This is a genomic window from Bradyrhizobium sp. USDA 4503 (assembly GCF_054055815.1).
Genome location: NZ_JBSRXS010000001.1, coordinates 4580089 through 4599305, shown reverse-complemented (window position 1 = coordinate 4599305; position 19217 = coordinate 4580089). Strand labels below are relative to the sequence as shown.

24 protein-coding genes and 1 tRNA gene are annotated in these 19217 nt (G+C 63.6%); 13 read left to right on the top strand and 12 right to left on the bottom strand.

Annotated elements, in window-relative coordinates; genetic code table 11:
* Positions 1-88: 88 nt before the first annotated feature.
* Positions 89-3976 carry a PAS domain-containing protein gene (locus tag ACVMIH_RS22290; RefSeq protein WP_456863363.1) on the bottom strand — a complete coding sequence of 1296 codons (3888 nt, stop codon included), beginning with the start codon at positions 3974-3976 and terminating at the stop codon, positions 89-91.
* A gap of 356 nt (positions 3977-4332) precedes the next feature.
* Here ACVMIH_RS22290 and ACVMIH_RS22285 point away from each other — a divergent pair, with 356 nt between their 5' ends.
* The 5 genes from ACVMIH_RS22285 to ACVMIH_RS22265 all read left to right on the top strand — a co-directional run bounded on the left by ACVMIH_RS22285 (position 4333) and on the right by ACVMIH_RS22265 (position 6902).
* Entirely contained in the window at positions 4333-4731 is a 399-nt protein-coding gene (locus tag ACVMIH_RS22285) for a phasin family protein (RefSeq protein WP_092085090.1), read from the top strand.
* Between the two features lie 271 nt (positions 4732-5002).
* Entirely contained in the window at positions 5003-5437 is a 435-nt protein-coding gene (locus tag ACVMIH_RS22280) for a phasin (protein ID WP_028336028.1), read from the top strand.
* 189 nt (positions 5438-5626) lie between these two features.
* Positions 5627-5703: transfer RNA gene (locus tag ACVMIH_RS22275), tRNA-His, on the top strand.
* A 200-nt stretch (positions 5704-5903) separates the two neighbouring features.
* Positions 5904-6197, top strand: coding sequence for a hypothetical protein (locus ACVMIH_RS22270; protein WP_375162575.1), 294 nt, complete (start codon positions 5904-5906; stop codon positions 6195-6197).
* Positions 6198-6575: 378 nt separating this feature from the next.
* The gene (locus ACVMIH_RS22265; RefSeq protein ID WP_018273595.1) at positions 6576-6902 is read left to right on the top strand and encodes a hypothetical protein; all 327 of its coding nucleotides are present in this window, start codon (positions 6576-6578) and stop codon (positions 6900-6902) included.
* A gap of 13 nt (positions 6903-6915) precedes the next feature.
* Here the strand turns inward: ACVMIH_RS22265 and ACVMIH_RS22260 are convergent, their stop codons facing one another.
* Positions 6916-7050 (bottom strand): hypothetical protein, encoded by a 135-nt coding sequence (locus ACVMIH_RS22260; protein ID WP_301322284.1) that lies wholly within the window; start codon positions 7048-7050, stop codon positions 6916-6918.
* 34 nt (positions 7051-7084) lie between these two features.
* On the opposite strand from ACVMIH_RS22260, the gene ACVMIH_RS22255 reads away from it, so the two are divergent.
* Positions 7085-7765 (top strand): ParA family protein, encoded by a 681-nt coding sequence (locus tag ACVMIH_RS22255; protein WP_028336032.1) that lies wholly within the window; start codon positions 7085-7087, stop codon positions 7763-7765.
* A 163-nt stretch (positions 7766-7928) separates the two neighbouring features.
* Here ACVMIH_RS22255 and ACVMIH_RS22250 read toward each other — a convergent pair whose 3' ends face one another.
* On the bottom strand, positions 7929-8075 hold the full coding sequence (locus tag ACVMIH_RS22250; RefSeq protein WP_162832441.1) for a hypothetical protein: 147 nt from the start codon (positions 8073-8075) through the stop codon (positions 7929-7931).
* A 152-nt stretch (positions 8076-8227) separates the two neighbouring features.
* Entirely contained in the window at positions 8228-8524 is a 297-nt protein-coding gene (locus ACVMIH_RS22245; RefSeq protein WP_028340592.1) for a DUF4282 domain-containing protein, read from the bottom strand.
* 318 nt (positions 8525-8842) lie between these two features.
* Between ACVMIH_RS22245 and ACVMIH_RS22240 the strand changes: the two genes are divergently transcribed.
* From ACVMIH_RS22240 to ACVMIH_RS22230, 3 genes are all read left to right on the top strand, one after another.
* Positions 8843-9301 (top strand): MaoC family dehydratase, encoded by a 459-nt coding sequence (locus ACVMIH_RS22240; protein WP_057019033.1) that lies wholly within the window; start codon positions 8843-8845, stop codon positions 9299-9301.
* A gap of 8 nt (positions 9302-9309) precedes the next feature.
* Complete coding sequence (locus ACVMIH_RS22235) at positions 9310-9792, top strand: MaoC family dehydratase (protein ID WP_076829845.1); 483 nt, start codon at positions 9310-9312, stop codon at positions 9790-9792.
* 172 nt (positions 9793-9964) lie between these two features.
* Positions 9965-10108, top strand: a complete 144-nt coding sequence (locus ACVMIH_RS22230) for a hypothetical protein (protein WP_016841369.1) — start codon at positions 9965-9967, stop codon at positions 10106-10108.
* Between the two features lie 107 nt (positions 10109-10215).
* On the opposite strand, the gene ACVMIH_RS22225 is transcribed toward ACVMIH_RS22230, so the two are convergent.
* From ACVMIH_RS22225 to ACVMIH_RS22200, 6 genes are all read right to left on the bottom strand, one after another.
* Positions 10216-10356 carry a hypothetical protein gene (locus ACVMIH_RS22225; protein WP_167350365.1) on the bottom strand — a complete coding sequence of 47 codons (141 nt, stop codon included), beginning with the start codon at positions 10354-10356 and terminating at the stop codon, positions 10216-10218.
* Positions 10357-10742: 386 nt separating this feature from the next.
* Complete coding sequence (locus ACVMIH_RS22220; protein ID WP_076829847.1) at positions 10743-11165, bottom strand: hypothetical protein; 423 nt, start codon at positions 11163-11165, stop codon at positions 10743-10745.
* A gap of 155 nt (positions 11166-11320) precedes the next feature.
* A complete protein-coding gene (locus tag ACVMIH_RS22215) occupies positions 11321-12262 on the bottom strand; it encodes a hypothetical protein (RefSeq protein ID WP_456855286.1) in 942 nt (313 codons plus the stop codon).
* A 246-nt stretch (positions 12263-12508) separates the two neighbouring features.
* Entirely contained in the window at positions 12509-12943 is a 435-nt protein-coding gene (locus ACVMIH_RS22210) for a nuclear transport factor 2 family protein (protein ID WP_456855287.1), read from the bottom strand.
* Between the two features lie 284 nt (positions 12944-13227).
* On the bottom strand, positions 13228-13488 hold the full coding sequence (locus tag ACVMIH_RS22205; protein ID WP_456782618.1) for a hypothetical protein: 261 nt from the start codon (positions 13486-13488) through the stop codon (positions 13228-13230).
* A gap of 60 nt (positions 13489-13548) precedes the next feature.
* Positions 13549-14019, bottom strand: a complete 471-nt coding sequence (locus tag ACVMIH_RS22200) for a nuclear transport factor 2 family protein (protein ID WP_057019035.1) — start codon at positions 14017-14019, stop codon at positions 13549-13551.
* Between the two features lie 312 nt (positions 14020-14331).
* Here ACVMIH_RS22200 and ACVMIH_RS22195 point away from each other — a divergent pair, with 312 nt between their 5' ends.
* From ACVMIH_RS22195 to ACVMIH_RS22185, 3 genes are all read left to right on the top strand, one after another.
* A complete protein-coding gene (locus tag ACVMIH_RS22195) occupies positions 14332-15450 on the top strand; it encodes an alpha/beta fold hydrolase (protein ID WP_456855288.1) in 1119 nt (372 codons plus the stop codon).
* Positions 15451-15870: 420 nt separating this feature from the next.
* On the top strand, positions 15871-16104 hold the full coding sequence (locus ACVMIH_RS22190; RefSeq protein WP_253638637.1) for a hypothetical protein: 234 nt from the start codon (positions 15871-15873) through the stop codon (positions 16102-16104).
* Positions 16105-16200: 96 nt separating this feature from the next.
* The gene (locus ACVMIH_RS22185) at positions 16201-16392 is read left to right on the top strand and encodes a hypothetical protein (protein WP_172646835.1); all 192 of its coding nucleotides are present in this window, start codon (positions 16201-16203) and stop codon (positions 16390-16392) included.
* Between the two features lie 157 nt (positions 16393-16549).
* Here ACVMIH_RS22185 and ACVMIH_RS22180 read toward each other — a convergent pair whose 3' ends face one another.
* Both ACVMIH_RS22180 and ACVMIH_RS22175 read right to left on the bottom strand, forming a co-directional pair.
* Positions 16550-17902, bottom strand: a complete 1353-nt coding sequence (locus tag ACVMIH_RS22180) for a TAXI family TRAP transporter solute-binding subunit (protein WP_456863360.1) — start codon at positions 17900-17902, stop codon at positions 16550-16552.
* A 693-nt stretch (positions 17903-18595) separates the two neighbouring features.
* A complete protein-coding gene (locus tag ACVMIH_RS22175) occupies positions 18596-18784 on the bottom strand; it encodes a hypothetical protein (RefSeq protein WP_456863358.1) in 189 nt (62 codons plus the stop codon).
* On the opposite strand from ACVMIH_RS22175, the gene ACVMIH_RS22170 reads away from it, so the two are divergent.
* Positions 18719-19216, top strand: coding sequence for a hypothetical protein (locus ACVMIH_RS22170; RefSeq protein ID WP_456866710.1), 498 nt, complete (start codon positions 18719-18721; stop codon positions 19214-19216). The genes ACVMIH_RS22175 and ACVMIH_RS22170 overlap by 66 nt on opposite strands.
* The last annotated feature ends 1 nt before the right edge of the window (position 19217 follow it).

Sequence of the window (19217 nt, the reverse complement as noted above, 5' to 3'; positions counted from 1 at the left end):
ATCTATGCCGCGCCGCGCGGATCCGACGCGACAGATGTTCGCAGTGTCCGGGAATCGGCCGGCAAGAGCGCGAAGGGCGGATCGCGGCTCACGCCCTTGCTGTGGCGTGGGCGAAGGTCACCTCGATCAGCGTGCCGGTGCGGCCGCCGGTCCGGATCTGGAATTTGGCGCGATTGGCTTCGACCAGCGCCTTGGTCAGCGACAGGCTGACGCCGCCGGAGCCGGCCTGATCTGATGGCGTCGGGGCGCGGAACGGCTCCAGCGCGGCGGCGACCTCGTTGTCGTTGAGACTCTGCCCGGTGTCGCGCACGCGCAGCATCACCTCGCCAAAATCCGACAGCGCGGTCGAGACGATCACCTGGCCGCCGGCATTGGCGAGATGGATCGAATTGCCGATCAGGTTCAGCGTGATCTGGCGCAACGCGCGGGCGTCAGCGACCACAGGCGGCAGCGTGTGGGCGAGCGAGGTGCGGATGATGATGCGCTCGCGGTTGGCCTGCGGCTGCATCACAGCGACGCAGCTCTCCACCATCTCGTTGAGGTTCTGGCTGGCGAAGGCGAGGTCGAGCTTGCCGGTCTCGATCCGCGACAGGTCGAGCAGATCGTTGACGATCGCGATCACCCGCTCGCCGGAGGCGCGGATGTCCTTCATGTATTCGACATAGCGCTCGTTGCCGAGCGCGCCGAAGCGCTCGCCGATCATCACCTCGGCAAAGCCGATGATGGCGTTGAGCGGCGTGCGCAGCTCGTGGCTGATCCGCGCCAGCATGTCGGACTTGGCGTTGGCGGCGCGTTCGGCGAGCCGCCGCGCCTCGCGCAATTCGCCTTCGCTCTTTTTGGTTTGCGAGAGATCACGGAACACCGCGAAGAAGTTCGGTCCATCGGCGCGGGTGCGGCCCATCGTCACCGACAGCGGGATGATGCCGCCTTGGCGGACGCGGCCGAGCGTCTCGCGGCCATGGTCGAGCAGGCTGGCGACGCCGGCCGATTTCAGGCTGGCAAGATAGTCGAAGATGCCGTGCTGGCTTTCCGGCGCGAACAGATCGGCGAGCTTGCGGGTGACGAACTCGTCGCCGTCATAGCCGAACAGCGCCTCGGCGCTGCGGTTGCAGGAATGGATGTTGCCGTCGGCATCGAACATGATGATGCCTTCGGCCGCGGTGTCGAGGATCGCGCCGAGCTCTTCGGCGTCGGCCTGGCCGGCTTGCGGCTCAGCCGGCGCAAGCAGCGGCTCGGCGGCCGCCGCAGGCTCCGGCTCGGATAGCGCGGCGGCGATCGCGGCATCCTCGTCCAGCGTGCGCGAGAAGATCAGCGCCAGCGCGGAATCGTCGTCCCAGGTGATGGTGTGCAGCCGCGCCTCGGCGGACACCGACTGCGCGCCGTGCTCGGCGCTCTGGTTCGCGGAGATCGTCACCGGCGTGCCGGTGCCCGACGTGCTGCTCGCCTGCGAGACGCCGGGCTCGACATAGAGCGCGTCGAGGCCGCCGGCGGCTTCCAGCGCGTGCAGGCTGTCATGGCCCATGCGCGAGAGGAAGGCGTGGTTGGCATAGAGCAGGCGGTCGAGCCGGTAGATCAGGATGCCGACCGGCAACAGATCGAGCAGTGCGCGGTCGCGCCGGGAATCGGCGCGCGGCGCCGGCTCCGCCGCAGCCAGCCAGCCGGCCTTTGGTGTTTCCGCCGGTGTCTCCAGCTGCGCGACCGCCTCTTGCGCTGGCGCCTCTGCTTGCTGCGGCGGTTCGCTTGCGGGCGGCGCTTCGCCGACCGGCTCGGCCGGCACGCTGTCGTCCGTCGTCGCGGCGAGACCGGCCTCGTTCTCGAGCCGCGCCGACAATTGACGGGCGAGCTCGTTGAAGGCGTTGTTCTCGACCGGCGTCAGCGACGGCGGCCGGGTGTCGCCGGCGGGACGGAACGGCACCACATTCGGTGGCGGGTCGTGACGCACTTCGTGCGTTTCCTCGTGCGTTTCCACGGCGTGATCCGGATCGGCTCGGTGTGAAGTCTCTGCGGCTGTCGGCTCGGTCAATTCCTCGGGTGGTGCTGCTGCGGTCGTGTCGGGCGGCGGCTCCGCGTGCGGCGGAGGATTGTCCTGTGGCGCGGCGGGCCCGGGCGGCGCAACGGTGCGCGGCACCGGTGCGACATCGGCCGACAGCGATTGTGGCGCGACCGTGCCGCTGAAGAACTCATAGCGGCGCAATGCGGCGAGTCGCGCAAGTCCGTCGAGGTCGCGACACACACCAAAGCCGCGATAGCCGGCGAAATTCCTGGCACGATCGAACACCGGCAGGCCGGACAGTTCGACCGGCAGCCGGCCGCCACCGTCGACCGGCCAGTGCAGCGTGATGCCGCTCCAAGTGTCATGGCTGGCGAACGCCTGCATCACGCGGCCCTCGGGATCGAGGCCAAAACTCTCGGCGATGTCGCTCCACAGCCGGCCGAAGCCCGCCGCGGTGTGCAGGCCGATCAGGCGGGTGAATTCATCGGAGCCAAGCGAGAAGCGGGCCTCATGGTCCATCTGCCACATGAAGCGCAGCGGATGGCGCCGCACCGGCAACGGCTCGTCGAGCCATGATGGTGGTGGCACCGGCGCCAATGTCGCGGGCTCCGGCTCGGCGGCAGGCGGCGGCGCGGGCGCATCCGCGATCGCATAAGGCGAGGTGGCGGGATCGGCCGGGGGCGCCGATATTTCCGGCGCGTGCGTGCGTGCCATCTCTGCGAGATCATGCGCGGGCTCCGGCACGGGCTGTTCGGCGTGCGTCTCCGTGGGCACTTCGATCAGCGCTTCCGACAGCGGCTCCTCGACGGCGGGGTTTTCGTCAGGTGTGGTGTCGAGAGGTGCAGTCTCGACGGGCGCTGTCGCTGCGTTTGTCTGTTCTGCTGACGCGGGCGGCGACGGAAGCTGCGCAGGCTCTTCGATCTGCGCGCCGTCCGGCACTTCGATCAGTGCTTCCGACAGCGGTTCCTCGGCGGCAGGTGTTTCGTCTTGCGTGGTGTCGAGAGCTGCGGTCTCGACGTGCGCCGCCTCTGCTGCCGCGGCAGATGGAGCAGCATTCTCAGGTTCGGATTTGGCCGCGCTGACGATCGGCTCGATCGTGACGCGCTCTTCCAACTGCGGATCCAGCGCGTCGAACAAGGCGATCGGTGCTGCGCTGGCCGTCGCGGGCGCTTCGTCATGCGCAACGGCTTGTTCTACAACTGCAGGTGCTGGCGGCGGCTCTACGGCCATGGCCTCTTGCTGCGCTGGCGCTGCGGGAGCCGGTGCTTCGCGCGCCGGCGTCTCCGGCTCAACCGGCGCAGGCACGATCGGCGCCGGCCTTGCGGCGAGATGCGCCGCCGGCTTGATCAACGCGACCAGCGCGCGATCGGCGCCGTGCCCGATCCGCTGCAGCACGACGCGGCCGATCGCAACGCTCGCCGCCGCGCGGCCCTGCGCCAGCGCCTCACCGCGCGCGGCATCGAGACCGGCTTCGGTGAGGTCGTGCAGGCCGGGCAGCGTACGCGCCGCCTCATTGGTTGCGACCAGCAGTCCGTTGCTGGTGAAGGCGGCGGCCGGACGCGGCAAGCCCTGCAGCAGCCGCTGCAGGCGTTCCGCGAGCGGCATGCCGCGGCCGGTCGCGTTGAGCGCCGTCATCAGGATGCCGTGGCTGCCGTCCGGCAGGTCGATCCGGGCGCAGCCGCAGGTCGCGAGCATGCCGGGCGTCGCGCCGAAGCCGCGCAGCCGCTCCAGGCGGACCGCGCCATTGGCGTTCAGGCTGTGGCCGAGCCGCGCGACCTGGCGGCGGTGCGGATCGGCCGGGCCGAAGCCGCGCTTCGCCAGCTCGGCGCCGTTGGCGGCACCGAATACCTGCGCGCCGACGGGATTGGCCCAGAGAATCCGCGCGCCGTCGGCCGCCCACAGCCATGCCGGCAGGGCGCCCGTCGCATGATCCGCCAGCCTGACATCGCCGAGCGCCTGGATCTGGAATTCCGCGTCACTCATCACGCAAGATTTGACCGCATGGGTTTGGCTTTCTTCCTTAAGCTCAGCCGAAGGCCCGGCAGCCGCAGGACGACAGCCTTAACAGAAGGTTAGTATCGCAACTGGGGGGCGGCAGGTCCATGTCCGCAGCGAAACTGCCCCCGCCAAAGCCGGGATAACGTTAACTCGGCTGAACGATCCACAGCCGTTTGGCGTTGTCGGGCAAAGAGAGGTTGCTGCGAGCCGCGCGATGCGGAACCAGGCGGCGCCGCGTCACACCTGCGATTGCAGTGCCACGATATATATTCTGCCGTCTATCTTGCCCTGGGCCCGCAGGGCCAAGCGGCGGGCCGATCAGCAAGCGAGGGAGAGCGACCATGAGCGACAACGGGCGTGACCATTTCGAGATCCCCAAGTTCGAGATTCCCAAGGATATGCGGTCGATGGCGGAGGCGAGTTTTGAGCAGGCGCGCAAGGCGTTCGAGCAATTCGTGACCAACGCCAAGGACACCGCCGGCAAGATCGAGGAGCGCAACGCCACGGTGCGCGCCGGCGCCAAGGATCTTTCGACCAAGGCGCTGTCCTATGCCGAAAAGAACGTGCAGTCGTCGCTGGACTACGCCGAGGCGCTGCTCAAGGCCAAGGACCTCAGCGACGTCATGCGGCTGCACAGCGAATATGTGCAGGGCCAGATGCGCTCGCTCGCCGAGCAGGCCAGCGAGATGGGCCAGGCCGTCAGCCGGGCCGCGATGGACGCGGTCAAGCCGAAGAACTGACGAGGCGCATTGGCCGCGGCCGACCCTGGCGCATTCAGCCTCGGTCGGCCGCGGTAATCTTTTGTTCCGTCAGATAAAAAATGTGGCGTCGCACGCGATCTTACGTTGCGTTGCACAAAATTGACATGATATGGGTGTTTATTAGGCGCGCCCGACGAAGGGCACTCCCGTGAATCAAGGCAGCGTGATCCATTTCAGCGCTCCCGGCCTGATGGGCTCCGGGACGTCCGCAATGGTCACATCTACTCACCCGTTGCGAAGGATTACACGTATGACCAACCCGTCCGATCCGTTTTCCGCCTCGATCATTCCGTTTGAAGTTCCCGAGCAGATGCGCGCGTTCGCCGAGAAGGGCGTTCTGCAGGCCCGCGACAGCTACGCCAAGTTCAAGGACGCTGCCGAGACCCACAACTCGACGGTCGAGGCCGTGTTCACCTCGGTGAGCAAGGGCGCCAGCGAGTATTCGGCCAAGCTGATCGAGTTCTTCAAGGCCAACACCACCTCCTCGCTCGACTTCGCCCAGGAGCTGTTCAGCGTGAAGTCGCCGACCGAAGCGGTCGAGCTGTGGACGTCGCACGCCCGCAAGCAGTTCGAGACCTACACCGCGCAGGCCAAGGAACTGGCCGAGCTCGGCCAGAAGGTCGCCAGCGAGACCGCCGAGCCGATCAAGGCCAGCGCCTCGAAGTTCTACAAGCCGGCCGCCTGATCGCTGCCGTTTGGGAGACCAGCGAAAGGCCCGGGCCGAAGCGGTCCGGGCCTTTTTGCTGGGCAGGAGCCCGTCAAGCGGCCCGACATAACAGCGGAAATCGGCGCGTTACGGCCTTGCCAAAGCGCGGCGTTGCACCTAGTTTCCGCCCGAAATCGCCGCCCGCTTGAGCGGGCCGCGCGTCAGGATGCAGTTGTAGCTCAGTTGGTTAGAGCGCCTGTCTGTGGAACAGGAGGTCGGTGGTTCGAGCCCACCCAACTGTACCATCCGCAAGATCATTCAGCGCGACATCGCAAGATCAGACCATCGCAAGGTCGCTCGCCCTTGTCGCCCGGCGTGTCACCGCGTCCGCTTGCACTTCTCCGTCCCGTCACCCAAACTGACTGACACGACGCCTTAACGACGCCTAGTGACACCTTTGGGGGGATGCATGGGGATCGCCTGTTCAAGGAGTTTTTCGTTTGCGTTGATATCAAGCATCGCTCTTGCGGCGCTGCTGCTGCCGGGCCGAAGTGAGGCCTATACGCAAGACCAGCAGCAGGCCTGTACGCCGGATGCGTTCAGGCTTTGCGGCCCCGAGATTCCCGACGTCGATCGCATCACGGCCTGCATGATCAGGAACAAGGCGCAGCTCTCGCCGGCCTGCCGGGTGTTCTTCCGCGGTGGTCCCGAGCCGCGTGAAGCGAGCGAGCGCGTGGAACGGCGTGCTGCCAAGCACAAGGCCGCCAAATCGCACAGGGCGAAGAAGTCCACCCACTAAATGATTCCCATCGCGCGCACGCGGCTAACTTGGCGCATTCTCGTCGAGCGGACCGCTGTGCGCTTCACCTCGCCCCGCGTGCGGGGAGAGGTCGGAACGCATCGTCAGATGCGTTCCGGGTGAGGGGGAGTCTCCACAAGCGCAACTATCGCCATCCACGCGGAGACAGCCCCTCACCCCAACCCTCTCCCCGTAAGAACGGGGAGAGGGAGCGCAGCGCCATCGCGGTCAACGCAATCTCATCGCGCGGTGGATCGCCTCCATGCGATTTCAAGGTTGCGATGCGCGACAGACTGACGCCTTGTGACGCTGTCACGCAGCATCATCTCTGGGGCTTGTATTGTCAGCCAAATCTGTTCCGCTTGTGGAACGGATGGAGTGGGACGCGTGAGCGAATACTACAAACAAGAGATCGATCGGCACTTCGCCTGGTTCGAAGCCAAGCTGCCGGAAAAGCCGGCGCGCTTCGTCGCGTGGCTGCGCAAGCCGTCGTCGCGCTATGTGCGGATTCCGCTCGCGATCCTCCTGATCATCGGCGGCATCTTCAGCTTCCTGCCGGTGCTCGGACTCTGGATGCTGCCGCTCGGACTCCTTTTGTTCGCGCAGGACGTTCCGTTCCTGCAGAAACCGACCGCGCAATTGCTCGGCTGGATCGAGCGCAAGTGGATCGAGCGCGAGCGCGCGAAAGCTGCCGGAAAACGCTAGGCACTGAGTCAAATCAAACGCTTAGCGCTTCCATTTGCGGTTGCGTCATAAGTTCGGTGTGACGCAAAAAGCAAAACGCACCGGTGATCTTGGCCACTTTGCGGATTGCAAGAAATTTTTTCTTTCGCGAATCAGCGTGCTGATTCATTTTCGCCTCCTGGGGTCAATCTGGAGGCCAACGTATGAACGTGATTGTTTTCGCTTCGCGTAAGGGGGGCTCGGGAAAAAGTACCCTGGCTGCTCACCTCGCCGCGCAAGTGCACAAGGCAACGAAGCCCTGTCTGCTGATCGACGCCGATCCGCAGGGCTCGCTGACTCTCTGGCACAAGCTGCGCGGCACCAACGAGCCGGCGATCAAGACGGCGGTGAACTCGGTCAGCGGGATCATTGCCCAGGCCAAGCGTGACGGCATCGAGTGGGTGTTCATCGACACGCCGCCGAACCTCTCGGCCGTGGTCGACGACTCCATCAAGAACGCCACGATGGTGATCATTCCGGCGCGGCCCGGCGTGTTCGACGTCAACGCCGTGCAGGAAACCATCCAGACCTGCCGCTCGATGCGCAAGCCCTATGCCGTCGTGATCAACGGCGCACCCGCGCAGCGTGACGGCGCCGAAAGCCGCATCGTCGCGATCGCGCGCGAGGCGCTGGCGAAATTCCGCGCACCGGTGTGGAGCGGCCAGATCACCAACCGCGCCGATCTTCTGATGGCGCTCGGCCAGGGCGAAGGCGCCCGCGAATATTACGCCGAAGGTCGCGCCGCTGCCGAGATCAATCGGCTGTGGGCCGCGATCGAACGCTCGATCAAGGCGATCCGCGGCACGGCGTCGGCGTCCGGTACGATGCACAAGCAAGCGGCGTAACAACGCCGCTTACGTTCGAAATGGAAAGAACGCGCGGCTCCCGCGCGTTTTTTGTCGTCGAGAATATTGGAGTCATTCCGGGGCATGCGAAGCATGAGCCCGGAATCTCGAGATTCCGGATTCGATGCTCACGCATCGCTCCGGAATGACGGAGGGGATGCCCTCACGCCACCATCAGCAGATAGAACACGATCACCGGCGCCAGGGTCAGGATCACCGACCAGATGCCGACAGCCCATAAAATATCCTCGGTCGTAAAGCCCGGCTCGGCACCCGGCCTCACGGCAACAAACCCATTCCTCGAATTCACGACGCCCCCGCGCTGGTCTTGGCAATGCGGAAGGCTGTACGCGAGCGGATTTAAGATACCGGTCGGAATTTCGCGGGCATTTGCGCGCGGGTGCTACTTCGGATTAACCACAGCCCCGCCGGTCGGTCGCGTTCGGCCGGGTGCCGTTCGCTTCAGTGCATTGCTCCGTCCCGATCGCGGATCGCTCCGAGATGCTCGTTGATCCGGAATACGATCAGGATGAACTCGGCGGCGATGCGCGAGAACACGATGCCGACGAAGACGCTGGCGATCGACGCGAGCAGCTGGATGAATCCGACGAACGGGCTGATCGCCATCGCCGTGAGGCTCCACAGGATGCCGGAGATCCCGAACAGCACGATGACCGCGATCACCAGCCAGTAGAACGTCTTGATGATCGTGGGCGTGATGAAGCGGTCCCACTGAAACAGATCCTGGAAATCGAACATCATGGTTCTCCCGGCCAGCCGAATATGATTCGCGTCTCGTTCATCCTACTGCGTGACCGCCGGCGTGATCACTTCATCCCGGGAGCCTGCGCCGCAGGCGTCCGTCGGGAAGAGGCTTTCGCCGGGCCAATGGTTCGGGACGGCGCCAGGCGCCTCCGCGACCAGAGGGATCGATACCGCAGAAGCCCATTCGGTCTCGCCAAAGGCGAGCCCCGGACCGGGCGCCGGCAGTCCAGGGGCGAGCTATGCGAGTGGGCCGGTTGTGATTGCCGCAAATAACGGCCACAATCGGGCTTCCCTCCGGCATATCCTCACCCAATGACCACGCTGACCTTCGAAGACTTCAAGCCCGGCCGCTTCGGCACGTTCGGCCCGCGCCATGTTTCACGCGAGGAGATCCTCGCCTTTGCCGCCGAATTCGACCCGCAGCCGATGCATCTCGACGAGGAGGCGGCGAAGAAATCCATGCTCCGCGGCCTGTCGGGCTCGGGCTGGCATCTCGGCTCGCTGATGATGCGGATGCTGTTCGACGGCTTCATCGGCCGCACCGCCTCGCTCGGTTCGCCCGGGGTCAACGAGATGCGCTGGGTGGCGCCGCTGCGTCCGGGCGACGATTTGACGCTGGATGTCGACGTCGTCGAGGCGCGCGTCTCGAAGAGCCGGCCCGAGACCGGCATCGTCACTTTCAAGGGCACCATCCGCAACGCGCGCGGCGAGATGCTGTGCGAGATGGAGTCGCCGATCATCGTCAGCCGCCGCGACGGCGCGAGCGCATAGGAGAGGTCATGCGCTTTTTTGAAGATATCGAGATCGGCGCGCGGCGCGAGTTCGGCTCCTTCACCTTCACGCCCGAGGACATCAAGAGGTTCGCCGCGCAGTTCGATCCGCAGCGCTTCCATCTCGACGAGGAGGAGGGGCGCAACTCGCTGTTCGGCGGGCTCGCCGCATCGGGCTGGCATGTCGCCAGCGTCTGCATGAAGCTGCTCGTCGCCGACGGCAAGCGGCTCGCCGCGGAAGCCGCCGCGCGCGGCGAGGAGGTCGCGGTCTGGGGGCCCTCGCCGGGCTTTCGCGAACTGCGCTGGATCCGCCCGGTGCTGGCGGGCGATACCATCAGCTTCACCAACCAGGTCGAGACCAAGCGCACGTCCGAAAAGCGGCCCGAATGGGGCATCCTTCAGGCCCGCAACACCGGCGTCAATCAGCGCAACGAGGTGGTGTTCTCGTTCCTCGCCACCGCTTTCGTGCCGCGGCGGAATCCCGGTTCCTGATGTTGCCCGCGCGCCTCTGATGTTGCCCGGACGCCATGGTTAGCGGATGACTTCTGCTGCCGACGCAGTTGTGCGTTGCGTGGAACTCAGTTTTTGCTAACGCATTCTGAACCTTTGTCCCTGCCTTATGGTTTGAGGGCACGGACATCTGGCAAGAATGACTGGGGATACCATGGCAGATCGCAGCGCGCTGAAACTCGTCGGCATTATCTTCGCGACGGTAACGGTTGTGGTGATGCTGGCCACCGGAATGGTCGTGAAGGGCTTTGCCGACGGCAATTATTCCTTCGAGACCACCGCGAGCATCGACCGCTGATTGACCGTCTGTAACTCCCGGCGCTCGAGGGAGCGCAGGTGGCGTGCATTTGCGCTTTTCAATGTGATCTGTCGGCAGGCTGCGTCACATTTCTTCCAAGCTTCAGTCTAACGATTCCAGATCAGCACCATCACGACCGTCGCGGCTGCCAAGATGCCGATGAAGCGGATCATGATCGTGCCGATGCCCTGCTGCGGCTGGCGCAGCGGAATCGGATCGGCGGCGTTATCCGGCCGGACGCTCTGCATGACTTCGTCTCCAAATGGATGCCCGGCTAGTGTCCCGAATCCGAAGTTCGCATCATTTGCCGCACCTTCGGAGCGAACTTCGGATTCGATAAGGACACTAGCAAACCTTTGATTCTAGTGTGCTTTATGAATGCGAAGTTCGTGAAAGTGGCTGCCGCGAAATCGCACAAACTTCGCATTCAGCACACTAGGCGCGGTCCGGACGCGAATTCCGGATTGGACGCGGGCTCGACATCCCCAGTTCAAATCGGCTTCTGCAAAAAATTGACGTCGCGGAGTTTACACCGCGCTGAATAACGAATCGTTCTGCGCTGAATCAGGCCGCAAAGCGAAGCCGCCGCCCCCTGTTCAGGAGGCGGCGGCGATCAGTTTGGAAAACTGAAGTATCAGCTGTTGCGCAGGCCGTCGGCGGCGCGCTTCCACTGCGAGACGTTGTCGGCGATCATGCGCGTCGACTTCATCGCGGCCTGGCTGAGCTGGGCATAGCCGGAGATCTCGCGCTGGACGCGCTGGCCCTCGGCATGCAGCAGGTCACGCAGGCTCTCGAGCTCGCCGATCAGCTTCTCGATCTCGGCGAGCGAGGTGCCGGCGACGCGCTGGATCAGCGAGTTGACGTTGCTGACGGTGGCATCGGTGTTGGAGTCGGTCGGCGCGGTCTCCGGGCTCGCCACCGGCCGGCGCAGATAGGCGATATCGTTGCGCACGAAGTCGCGGATGCCGGCTTCGACTTCCGAGACGGCGGCGAGGTTGGTGTCGACCTCGGACGTCGTTTCGACTTCGGCTTCCTCGGTACGGTTGGTGGCGTTCATCGGCTTTCCCCTTGTTCGCAATGGCGAAGCGCGGCTTGTCCCCCGCACGACGAATTGATGAAGTTACGGACCTATCAGTGCCGCCGAATTTGACCGCATCTGGGCCAAGTTGCGGCAATGCCTGATCATTTAGCGCGATAGAGCTAACAGACCGTTCACCATGAGCGCTTGTAGCCGGCGCTGATGCTCTTGCTGGTGGTGCCCTGGGAGGTCTCGCCGACCGAGCCGGAGACGGTAACGCCGTCGAACAGCTTCTGCTCGGCACCGATCCGGCGCAGCCATCTGTCGTCGGAGGTCGACAGCGTCTGGCCTGCCGTGATGCTGGTGCCGGTGTCGTTAACCGACAGGCTCGCCGACTGATCGGTGTCGTAGCTGCGCGAGGAGTGGTTGATGATGCCGGGCACCGGGACCACGCCCTGCTGGATGAGGTTGTAGCCGTTCTGCAGCGTCAGCGAATATTGCTCCGACAGCGGCACCGACTTGCTCAAGGAGGTGCCGACCTTGCTCTGGTCGGCGGAGGGATCGACCCGCGCCTCGACCGAGGTCTTGTCCCAGATCGAGGCCACGCCGCCGGTCGAGATCGCGGCCCAGGCCGAGCCGCCGGACTGCGGCAGGCTGCCGCCATTGGCGAGCCGCTCCGACAATTGCTCCGACGTCGTCATCGTGCCTTGCCTCGCGACCGTCATGTCGGCGCCGATGCGGGTATCGAGGAATGGCGAGATCGACTGCTTGACCGACACCGCCGACGAGCCATTGGCGTTGTTGTTGGTCGACCAGGATGGATCCTTGCCGGCGACGCTGACGGGCCTGGCCGCACGCTTCGGCGCCAGCGTGGGCAGGCTCGTAGAATCGGTGTCGAGCTGGCTCCAGTCGAGCTTGCTCTCGTCGATGTCCTTCAGGATGTCGGCGTCATTGGCATTGGCCGCCGGCGGCTCCTCGTCGGCCGCAGCCTCGGCGTTATCAGCTGCGGTATCCTGGGCTGCGGGAGCGATCTGCCACGGCGGGGTTTGCGCGGCGGCCGGCAGCGCCATCGCCAGGCTGAAGCCGGCCGCCAGCACCTGCAGCCTTGCCCAGCCAAATCGTAATGTGAAAGTCATTCCCAGCCCGCAAATTCCAGAGCCGCAGCATGCATTGCCGTGGCGCAAAATTGTGGCATCGGCGCTCTGAAAGCAAGTGATCAACGCGTGATCGTCATGTCCGGGACAAACGCGCCGCGCGTTCGCGCGGCGCGTCCCGAGCGCGGCCGTTCGGGGCTGGCAAAACAGGCCGCTGCCGGGGCGCCTGAACGCGAAGACGCGCTTCGCGCTTTAGCGCCCCGGACATGACGAAGGCGTGAAAAGCCGTCAGACCGCGATGCGCGGCAGATGGATCGGGTAGCCGACGGTCTGCTCGACGAGGTCGAAACTGTCGACCAGCACGCGGAAGCTCGTCAGCTTGCCGGCCCTGAACTGCGCGAAATGCGCGATCCGGAGCGAGATCGGCTTGTTGGAGTCGAGTGCCGTCAGCGAATAGCGCAGCATCGAGGCTGCGGAATCCACGCCGAGCATGATCTGTTCCCGGTCGAAGCGGTGAACCCTGAGGTTCTCGCCGATCTGCCGGATCACCTCGAGCACCGCGGCCTTGCCGCGGCGCGCGCCGAAAAAGGAAAACAGGTCGATCGGCCCATAGATGGACCATTCGACCTCGTCGTCGAGCAGCGGCTCGATATCTTCAAGCTGGCGTTCGTTGATCGCGCGATGCAATGCGCGCGAAAAACGCCAGAGACTATGCTCTGTCATTTTGGCCTTGTCCTGAAACTGGATTTTCAAACGCAAACGGATGGCAGGGGGTCAGCGCCGACGCCTTGCCAGGTTGCTGCACATCGCTATTGCGGCCTGAAATAGTGCCGAACGGCAAAAACGCAAATGACTTTTTTGCAATGCACAATTGCGCGGAATTTTACCGGAATGTGACCGCCGACCTCTGGATTCTGGTTCCGACGCGCTTTTTTGATGCGAACCGGCATCCACCCCGCATCACGTGGGGAGTAGGCTTCGCGCGAAAAGGCTCCGGTCGCCGCAATTCAGCGGTCGCGCTGCCGCACCGGTTGCCGCTCGATCACGATCTCGGCGTCGCGGATCGCCACCACCGCGAACAGCAGCGCGCCGCCGATGCCGCCGATCCCGGCGCCGAGCGGCATGAAGGTGAAAAACACCAGCGTTCCGCTGTCGATACCAGAGGTTCTGGCCAATCCGATCCAGCTAAGCCCGGCTCCGATGCCGAAGGCGGCGCCGCCAAGGGCGCCCAGCGCCAGGCCAAGCACAGCGAGCAATGCGATTTTCATCGTGATTTCAGCCCCGACCGCAACAAGCCCGGTAATAAGTCAGCGCCGGGCTGTCGAGGTTCAACGCCGGCGTTGCGAATTTGCCTGCACGATGTCGTCGTGCCCGGTCAGCGCCGCCGCGACGTCGCGCTCCAGCACCTGCTGGACGAGGTCGAAGGTGTCGATGATCTCGCGGATCTCGGTGATCTTGCCGTCGCGCAGCGTGTAGAACACCGCCACATCGAACTGCACCACGCGGGCGTTGTTGCGCTTGCGGAAGAACACGCGCAGCTGCGCGGCGACCCTGTCGCCCTGGGTCACCACGATCGGCGCCTCATAGCGCATGTCCGAATAGCGCTCGTGGATCGTGGTCCACATCTGGCGCAGCGCGGCCTTGCCGCGGTGCTGGCCCATATGCGGAAGAATGTCGATCGGGGCGTTGGCGAGAAACGCGACGTCGTCGCTGCAGCGATCGAGCGCGCCCTCGATGCCGCCGGCATAATAAACGTCGAGGAAGTTCAAGACGCGCTGCCGGTTCAAATCCTCGCCCATGATCGACTCCGCCGGTCCGACTCGCTCTGGCCCGGCATTGTGAACCGGAGCATTCCACAATCAAACAACATATGTTTGACGCGCGAGACGCGATTAGGTTTGGCAACCAGCGCGTGCATTGTGGCGCAAAATGCATGCGGCGCGCCGGTTCGCGTAATGCGACGACGGGCGGCTGTCGCGGTGCAGGCGGCGGTTTATTCCGCGCCTGCGCCGCTTAAATCTTCGCGCCCGCGGCCTTGCCGCGGCGCCGCCGGCCCGTATGCTTCGCGGCGGAAGGCGGCCGAACAGAGCCGCCCCGATGGGGAAAGACCAATGAAGCGCATCACCCACTTCGCCGCGATCCTGTCGCTGCTGGCATGCCCGGCGATCCCGCCCGCCTTCGCACACACGCCGCAGCAGCCTGCCCACCAGCTCTACAACGAAGGCGACCTGAAGCTCGAGAGCGGCGAGGCGATCGAGGATTTCTCGATCTCCTACGTCACCCACGGCACGCTGAACGCGAAGAAGTCGAACGCCATCCTGATGGTGACCGCGATCTCGGGCAATCATCACCGGCTCGATTTCATGATCGGCCCCGGCAAGGCGCTCGACCCCGACAAGTATTTCATCGTCTGCACCGACGCAATCGGCAACGGGCTGACCACGTCGCCGAGCAATTCGAAGGCGCAGCCGCGGATGCAGTTTCCGAAATTCGCGATCCGCGACATGGTGGAATCGCAGTATCGGCTGATGAAGGAGAAGCTCGGCATCGACCATGTCGTCGCCGTGGTCGGCCCCTCGATGGGCGGCATGCAGGCGCTGCAATGGGGCGTCAGCCATCCGGACTTCATGGACGCGCTGGTTGCGATGGTGCCGCTTGCGAAGACGCCGGCCTGGTCGGTCGCGGTGATGGAGGCCTCGCGCAAGGCGATCATGAACGATCCGGCGTGGAAGGAAGGCAATTACGAGGCGCCGCCGGAGAAGGGCCTCAAGCTGTTCCGCGATATCGTCGCGCTGCTCGCGGCGCGCACGCCCGATATGTATGCGGCGCAGTTCAAGTCCGGCCCCGACGTGCTGCCCTGGATGGCCGAGCAGGAGACCGCGCTATGGAAGCTGTTCGACGCCAACGACTGGATCTACCAGAGCTGGGCCTATGACCGGCACGATGTCGGCACCACGGCCGGGTTCGGCGGCGACACGGCGAAGGCGCTGGCTTCGATCAAGGCGAAGACGCTGATCCTCACCGGCACCAAGGACCTGCTCAATCCCGAATTCGAGCCGAACCAGATGGCAAAGGACATTCCCGGCGTGACGATCAAGACGATCAGCCCGGGCACCGTGACCGGCCACGCCTCGGCCGGCGGTTTCTTCCCGGCGGATGTCGAGTTTCTCAACCGCGAGACCGGCGTGTTCCTCGACGGCGTGACCGACGGCGGCAAGAAACTGGAGTGATCGGCTGAACCGGCCGCGTCTCGCAGACGTGGAGGCATGCGGCGGGCAGCTGTCCGCGAGTTAATGAAACCTCCGCTCGCGCGCCCGGTTGGTTCGGCGTGGGCGACGCATCCGCAATGAGGAGTTCCGTATGAGAAACACCATGCCGCTTGCCGTCGCCGCCCTGGTTGTCTCCAAATAAATCATGCGAGCGCGCACCGCGCGACGGTGAGCCGGCGTCGACGCCGGCCACGAGGCCTTGAGCTCCTCCGGGGCCGGCCGGTGAAATCGCGCCGGCTCGCTGTCGCGGTGCGTTCGACAACAGCCAATCCGACGGCGCCGCCTTGCCGGCGGCGGGGTCGATGGTGAACCGCTTATTCTTCCCGGAACCGGCCGTGCCGCTGCACCGTTGATGCGGCAGCATTGCATTGGAGCCGTATCATGAGATCGATTGTTCTCGCGTCCGTCATTGCCGTCAGTGCACTCGCCTTGGCGCCGCCTGCCGACGCCAAGGGTTGCATCAAGGGCGCCATCGTCGGCGGCGTCGCCGGTCATTATGCCGGCCATCACGGCATGCTCGGCGCCGCCGCCGGTTGCCTCTACGGCCGCCATCACGCCAAACAGCAGCGCCAGCAGCAGCCGCAGTCACAGCCCGCGCAGCAGGAGAAGCTGTAGGATCAGCTGTGAAGCCACATCTCCAGAAACGTGAAGCACATTCCGGGAACGCCGTCCGTCCCGGCCGCGTTGTCTCCATGCGTAACGGAGACGATGATGACGAAACCAAAGACAAAGACCATCCAGCCCGTTCCCGACGACAACAAGAGCCACAAGGGCCCCGGCAGCACCCCGAGCGTTCCCATCGACACCACCAAGGGGCATCGCGACGACGAGAAGCACAACATCCGCGAGCAGGCCGCGCACGGTAATCTGACCCAGAACACCAGCAACAAGCGATCGGGGTAGGGCGGCCACACTCTCGGTGTCGTCCTGGCGAAAGCCAGGACCCATAACCACCCAATTCAGTGATGAGCGGGATCGCGGCCCAATGTCGCGCAGCAATAGAGATATGGGGTAATGGGTCCTGGCTTCGCCAGGACGACGATGAGCGTCCGATTCTCTCCTAGGCCACCGAAGCGATCGGGGGTTTTGCCAACAGTATCGCTCTGCGGTCATGAACCAGATTTTCCAGGCGGTGGGCTACGACATTCAGCGTCGCGGTGTCGACCGCATTTTCATCGCCCGCCTCGGCCTTGAGACGTTCGCTCTTAAGAATATTGTCGATCTCGTCCTCGATGTCTGAAAGTTCGTTCTCGAAGCTGACCGTGCGGATCCGGCGCGCGAGGCCGTAAAGGGTGTCGAGGGGACCCTCGCGGAATTCGGGCTGCCCGATGCCCAAAAACTTCCACGCAGCGGCAAGCACCGAGGCAATTCCTCCAAGGATCATCGGGCCCAGATAAATGTAGTTGCTGTATTCATCGAGGAAACTCTGCGTGGTGCCGTTGTAGACGGCCAACGCTCCGGGATGGACGGGAAGGTAGGCGTCCGCATCAGTGCTTGGGGCCGTGATCTGGGCAATGAGAGGATTCTCTCGCAGCAGCTCTCTACGTACTTTCAAAATGCTCTGGGTCAGATTTGTTGCAACGTCGGCGCTGAGGCTCTTTCGCGCGACAAGATAGAGCGACGTCCTCAGAGTCGTCAGGTCGTCATCGGGGACGGGAGGTGATCCGCGCAGGGTGCCCTTTGGCAGGTCGAAGCTCTCATAGGCGCGATTGCCGTCTGCAATTGCCGCGGCCGAGTCGATCGGGATCAGGATCGGGCTCGCTTTTGTACCTTGCGGGAAAAAGCCCTTCACCAGCGCAATGTATTTCTCCGTCAGCGGGATGACCACAAGCAGGGCGTGGACCTGTTTTGATGCAACGGCCTGCCGCGCATCCCGCAAGCCGAGGTTCTTGAAAACCGTCTTGGTCCGGGCAAGATCGTAGGTGCTGTTCAACACATCGACGAGTTTGGCGTTTGCCTCGCCTCCGAGCACGCCCACGGTCTGGCCCTTGAGCTTGCTGATGCTGTCGATCGATGAACCGGGCGGGGCGATGAGAAGTGCAGTCAAGTGCGACAGCACGACAATGGCCTGGGCTTTGGACAAGTCGCCGACGTCACCGCGAACGGCAGCGAGATCGACATTTCCTGCAGCGAACAGTTTGCCTGATTCAACGGCTGTTCCGGTGTCGACGACCTTCAACCGTACCGAAGCGCCGTCGGAGGCAAGCTGATTGGCGACCGCCGTCATTGCGCTGGCTGCTTCTCCGTCGATCGAGCCGACCGCCAGCGTCAGCGTTACCGGACGATTGTACCAACGATATCCATAGAGCCCGGCGGCCGTGCAGAGAGCAGGATCACGCCAACCAGCGAAACAACGCGGAGCCAGAACGGCATTCTGACCGAAATCATGACGACTTCCCCAATGCCGGAACAACTATGGCTTCAAAATGTAAGGGGTAGGGGATACCCGTGATTGATGCAGGTCAAGGGGGTTTTGGCTAAACGCCGCCCGTGAGATCGAACGCTATGGCGCCACGATCTCCGTCGTGTTCGCCTCGCTGGTCTACGCCGCGATCACACCATGGCTCGGCGCGATTTCCGCGGCGGTTCGCGCACGCCTACGCGCCGGTGTTCTTCGACGCGAGTCTCACGGTCGCCGAGAAGATCGCGCGGTGGCGGAGACAGCCTAGTGTTTCGCTGTAGCTCGTGACCACGATGATCACAATGTCACTGCTGGCGGTCGCGGTGGTGAGCGTGGGGTAGGTATCTTGTGCGCGCTGTTGAGGCGTCGTGAAGTTGGCGCCTCAAAGCGATCTGTTTTTGCGCCATGTCGGGCCTAGTCGGAGGCAGTCGAGGACAGAAATTCTTCCGCCTGTGCGCGCGTTGGAAACCGACCAAGTTCGCGATAGTCCGGACTGTGCTCGGCCGAGTCCGGTGACCGAATAGCAACGAATTCGTCACCTTCCTGCGCGACAAGCTCAGTCAAGTCTTCGCTGTTGAATGGCGACATATGCCGTGCGCCGCAATGCGGGCAATCGTCATCGCAAGTGCAAGACCACTCATCAGTCCAGATGTCCCCACAGCGCGCACATCGGTAGAGATTCAGAAACCAGGCCATGTCGACGCCTCACGATTTTAGTCGGTAATTGCCTCGCGACAAGAACTCGATGAATCCACGATCACGCAAATACTGGAGCTGCTGGCGTATCTTCGGCCGGACGTTCTGATTGCCCGGATACAGGTCGCCAAGATGACGCTCGAAGGCATAGACGTCGTCAAGCGTGAAATCGCGCTTGCCTGGATTCAAAGAATTCATCGTCAGTTAAAAGCGCGCCTTCTTGTCTTGCATGTTGACGAAGAAAGCCACCTCGAAAAGCAATTGCTAGTCTTCTTTAAGGAGGAAGACGTTCGTCGTATCAATGATCTGCTTTCTGAAGTCAGAACACTCGTGAGAGACAACGCCGATTTGTCGGGCGACCACAAGCGGCGACTCCTTAGGATTGTAAACAAATTTCAAGCAGAGCTTGAGAAGTCAAAAAGCAGCTTTCGAGTGATTCTTGACGGGTTTGTGGAAGCTAGCGAGGCCCTCGGAGAGGCGGGACAAAAGGTCAAGCCCGCCTTTGATCGAATTCGTGAGATACTGGGTATTGCGGAAAAGAGTTTTGGTGAGAATCCTCAAATTGAGGGGCCTTCAGAACCGAAGCAGCTTCCTGCTCCCAACGAGGTAGTTCCTGGCGAGGACGAATAGA

What these genes read in the sequence shown, in the direction of transcription:
- ACVMIH_RS22290 (WP_456863363.1), bottom strand. Translation starts at nt 3,976, where the DNA reads ATGAGTGACGCGGAATTCCAGATCCAGGCGCTCGGCGATGTCAGGCTG.
- ACVMIH_RS22285 (WP_092085090.1), top strand. Translation starts at nt 4,333, where the DNA reads ATGAGCGACAACGGGCGTGACCATTTCGAGATCCCCAAGTTCGAGATT.
- ACVMIH_RS22280 (WP_028336028.1), top strand. Translation starts at nt 5,003, where the DNA reads ATGACCAACCCGTCCGATCCGTTTTCCGCCTCGATCATTCCGTTTGAA.
- ACVMIH_RS22260 (WP_301322284.1), bottom strand. Translation starts at nt 7,050, where the DNA reads ATGAATCAGCACGCTGATTCGCGAAAGAAAAAATTTCTTGCAATCCGC.
- ACVMIH_RS22255 (WP_028336032.1), top strand. Translation starts at nt 7,085, where the DNA reads ATGAACGTGATTGTTTTCGCTTCGCGTAAGGGGGGCTCGGGAAAAAGT.
- ACVMIH_RS22245 (WP_028340592.1), bottom strand. Translation starts at nt 8,524, where the DNA reads ATGTTCGATTTCCAGGATCTGTTTCAGTGGGACCGCTTCATCACGCCC.
- ACVMIH_RS22240 (WP_057019033.1), top strand. Translation starts at nt 8,843, where the DNA reads ATGACCACGCTGACCTTCGAAGACTTCAAGCCCGGCCGCTTCGGCACG.
- ACVMIH_RS22235 (WP_076829845.1), top strand. Translation starts at nt 9,310, where the DNA reads ATGCGCTTTTTTGAAGATATCGAGATCGGCGCGCGGCGCGAGTTCGGC.
- ACVMIH_RS22230 (WP_016841369.1), top strand. Translation starts at nt 9,965, where the DNA reads ATGGCAGATCGCAGCGCGCTGAAACTCGTCGGCATTATCTTCGCGACG.
- ACVMIH_RS22225 (WP_167350365.1), bottom strand. Translation starts at nt 10,356, where the DNA reads ATGCAGAGCGTCCGGCCGGATAACGCCGCCGATCCGATTCCGCTGCGC.
- ACVMIH_RS22220 (WP_076829847.1), bottom strand. Translation starts at nt 11,165, where the DNA reads ATGAACGCCACCAACCGTACCGAGGAAGCCGAAGTCGAAACGACGTCC.
- ACVMIH_RS22215 (WP_456855286.1), bottom strand. Translation starts at nt 12,262, where the DNA reads ATGACTTTCACATTACGATTTGGCTGGGCAAGGCTGCAGGTGCTGGCG.
- ACVMIH_RS22210 (WP_456855287.1), bottom strand. Translation starts at nt 12,943, where the DNA reads ATGACAGAGCATAGTCTCTGGCGTTTTTCGCGCGCATTGCATCGCGCG.
- ACVMIH_RS22205 (WP_456782618.1), bottom strand. Translation starts at nt 13,488, where the DNA reads ATGAAAATCGCATTGCTCGCTGTGCTTGGCCTGGCGCTGGGCGCCCTT.
- ACVMIH_RS22200 (WP_057019035.1), bottom strand. Translation starts at nt 14,019, where the DNA reads ATGGGCGAGGATTTGAACCGGCAGCGCGTCTTGAACTTCCTCGACGTT.
- ACVMIH_RS22195 (WP_456855288.1), top strand. Translation starts at nt 14,332, where the DNA reads ATGAAGCGCATCACCCACTTCGCCGCGATCCTGTCGCTGCTGGCATGC.
- ACVMIH_RS22190 (WP_253638637.1), top strand. Translation starts at nt 15,871, where the DNA reads ATGAGATCGATTGTTCTCGCGTCCGTCATTGCCGTCAGTGCACTCGCC.
- ACVMIH_RS22185 (WP_172646835.1), top strand. Translation starts at nt 16,201, where the DNA reads ATGACGAAACCAAAGACAAAGACCATCCAGCCCGTTCCCGACGACAAC.
- ACVMIH_RS22170 (WP_456866710.1), top strand. Translation starts at nt 18,719, where the DNA reads ATGACGCTCGAAGGCATAGACGTCGTCAAGCGTGAAATCGCGCTTGCC.
- ACVMIH_RS22175 (WP_456863358.1), bottom strand. Translation starts at nt 18,784, where the DNA reads ATGAATTCTTTGAATCCAGGCAAGCGCGATTTCACGCTTGACGACGTC.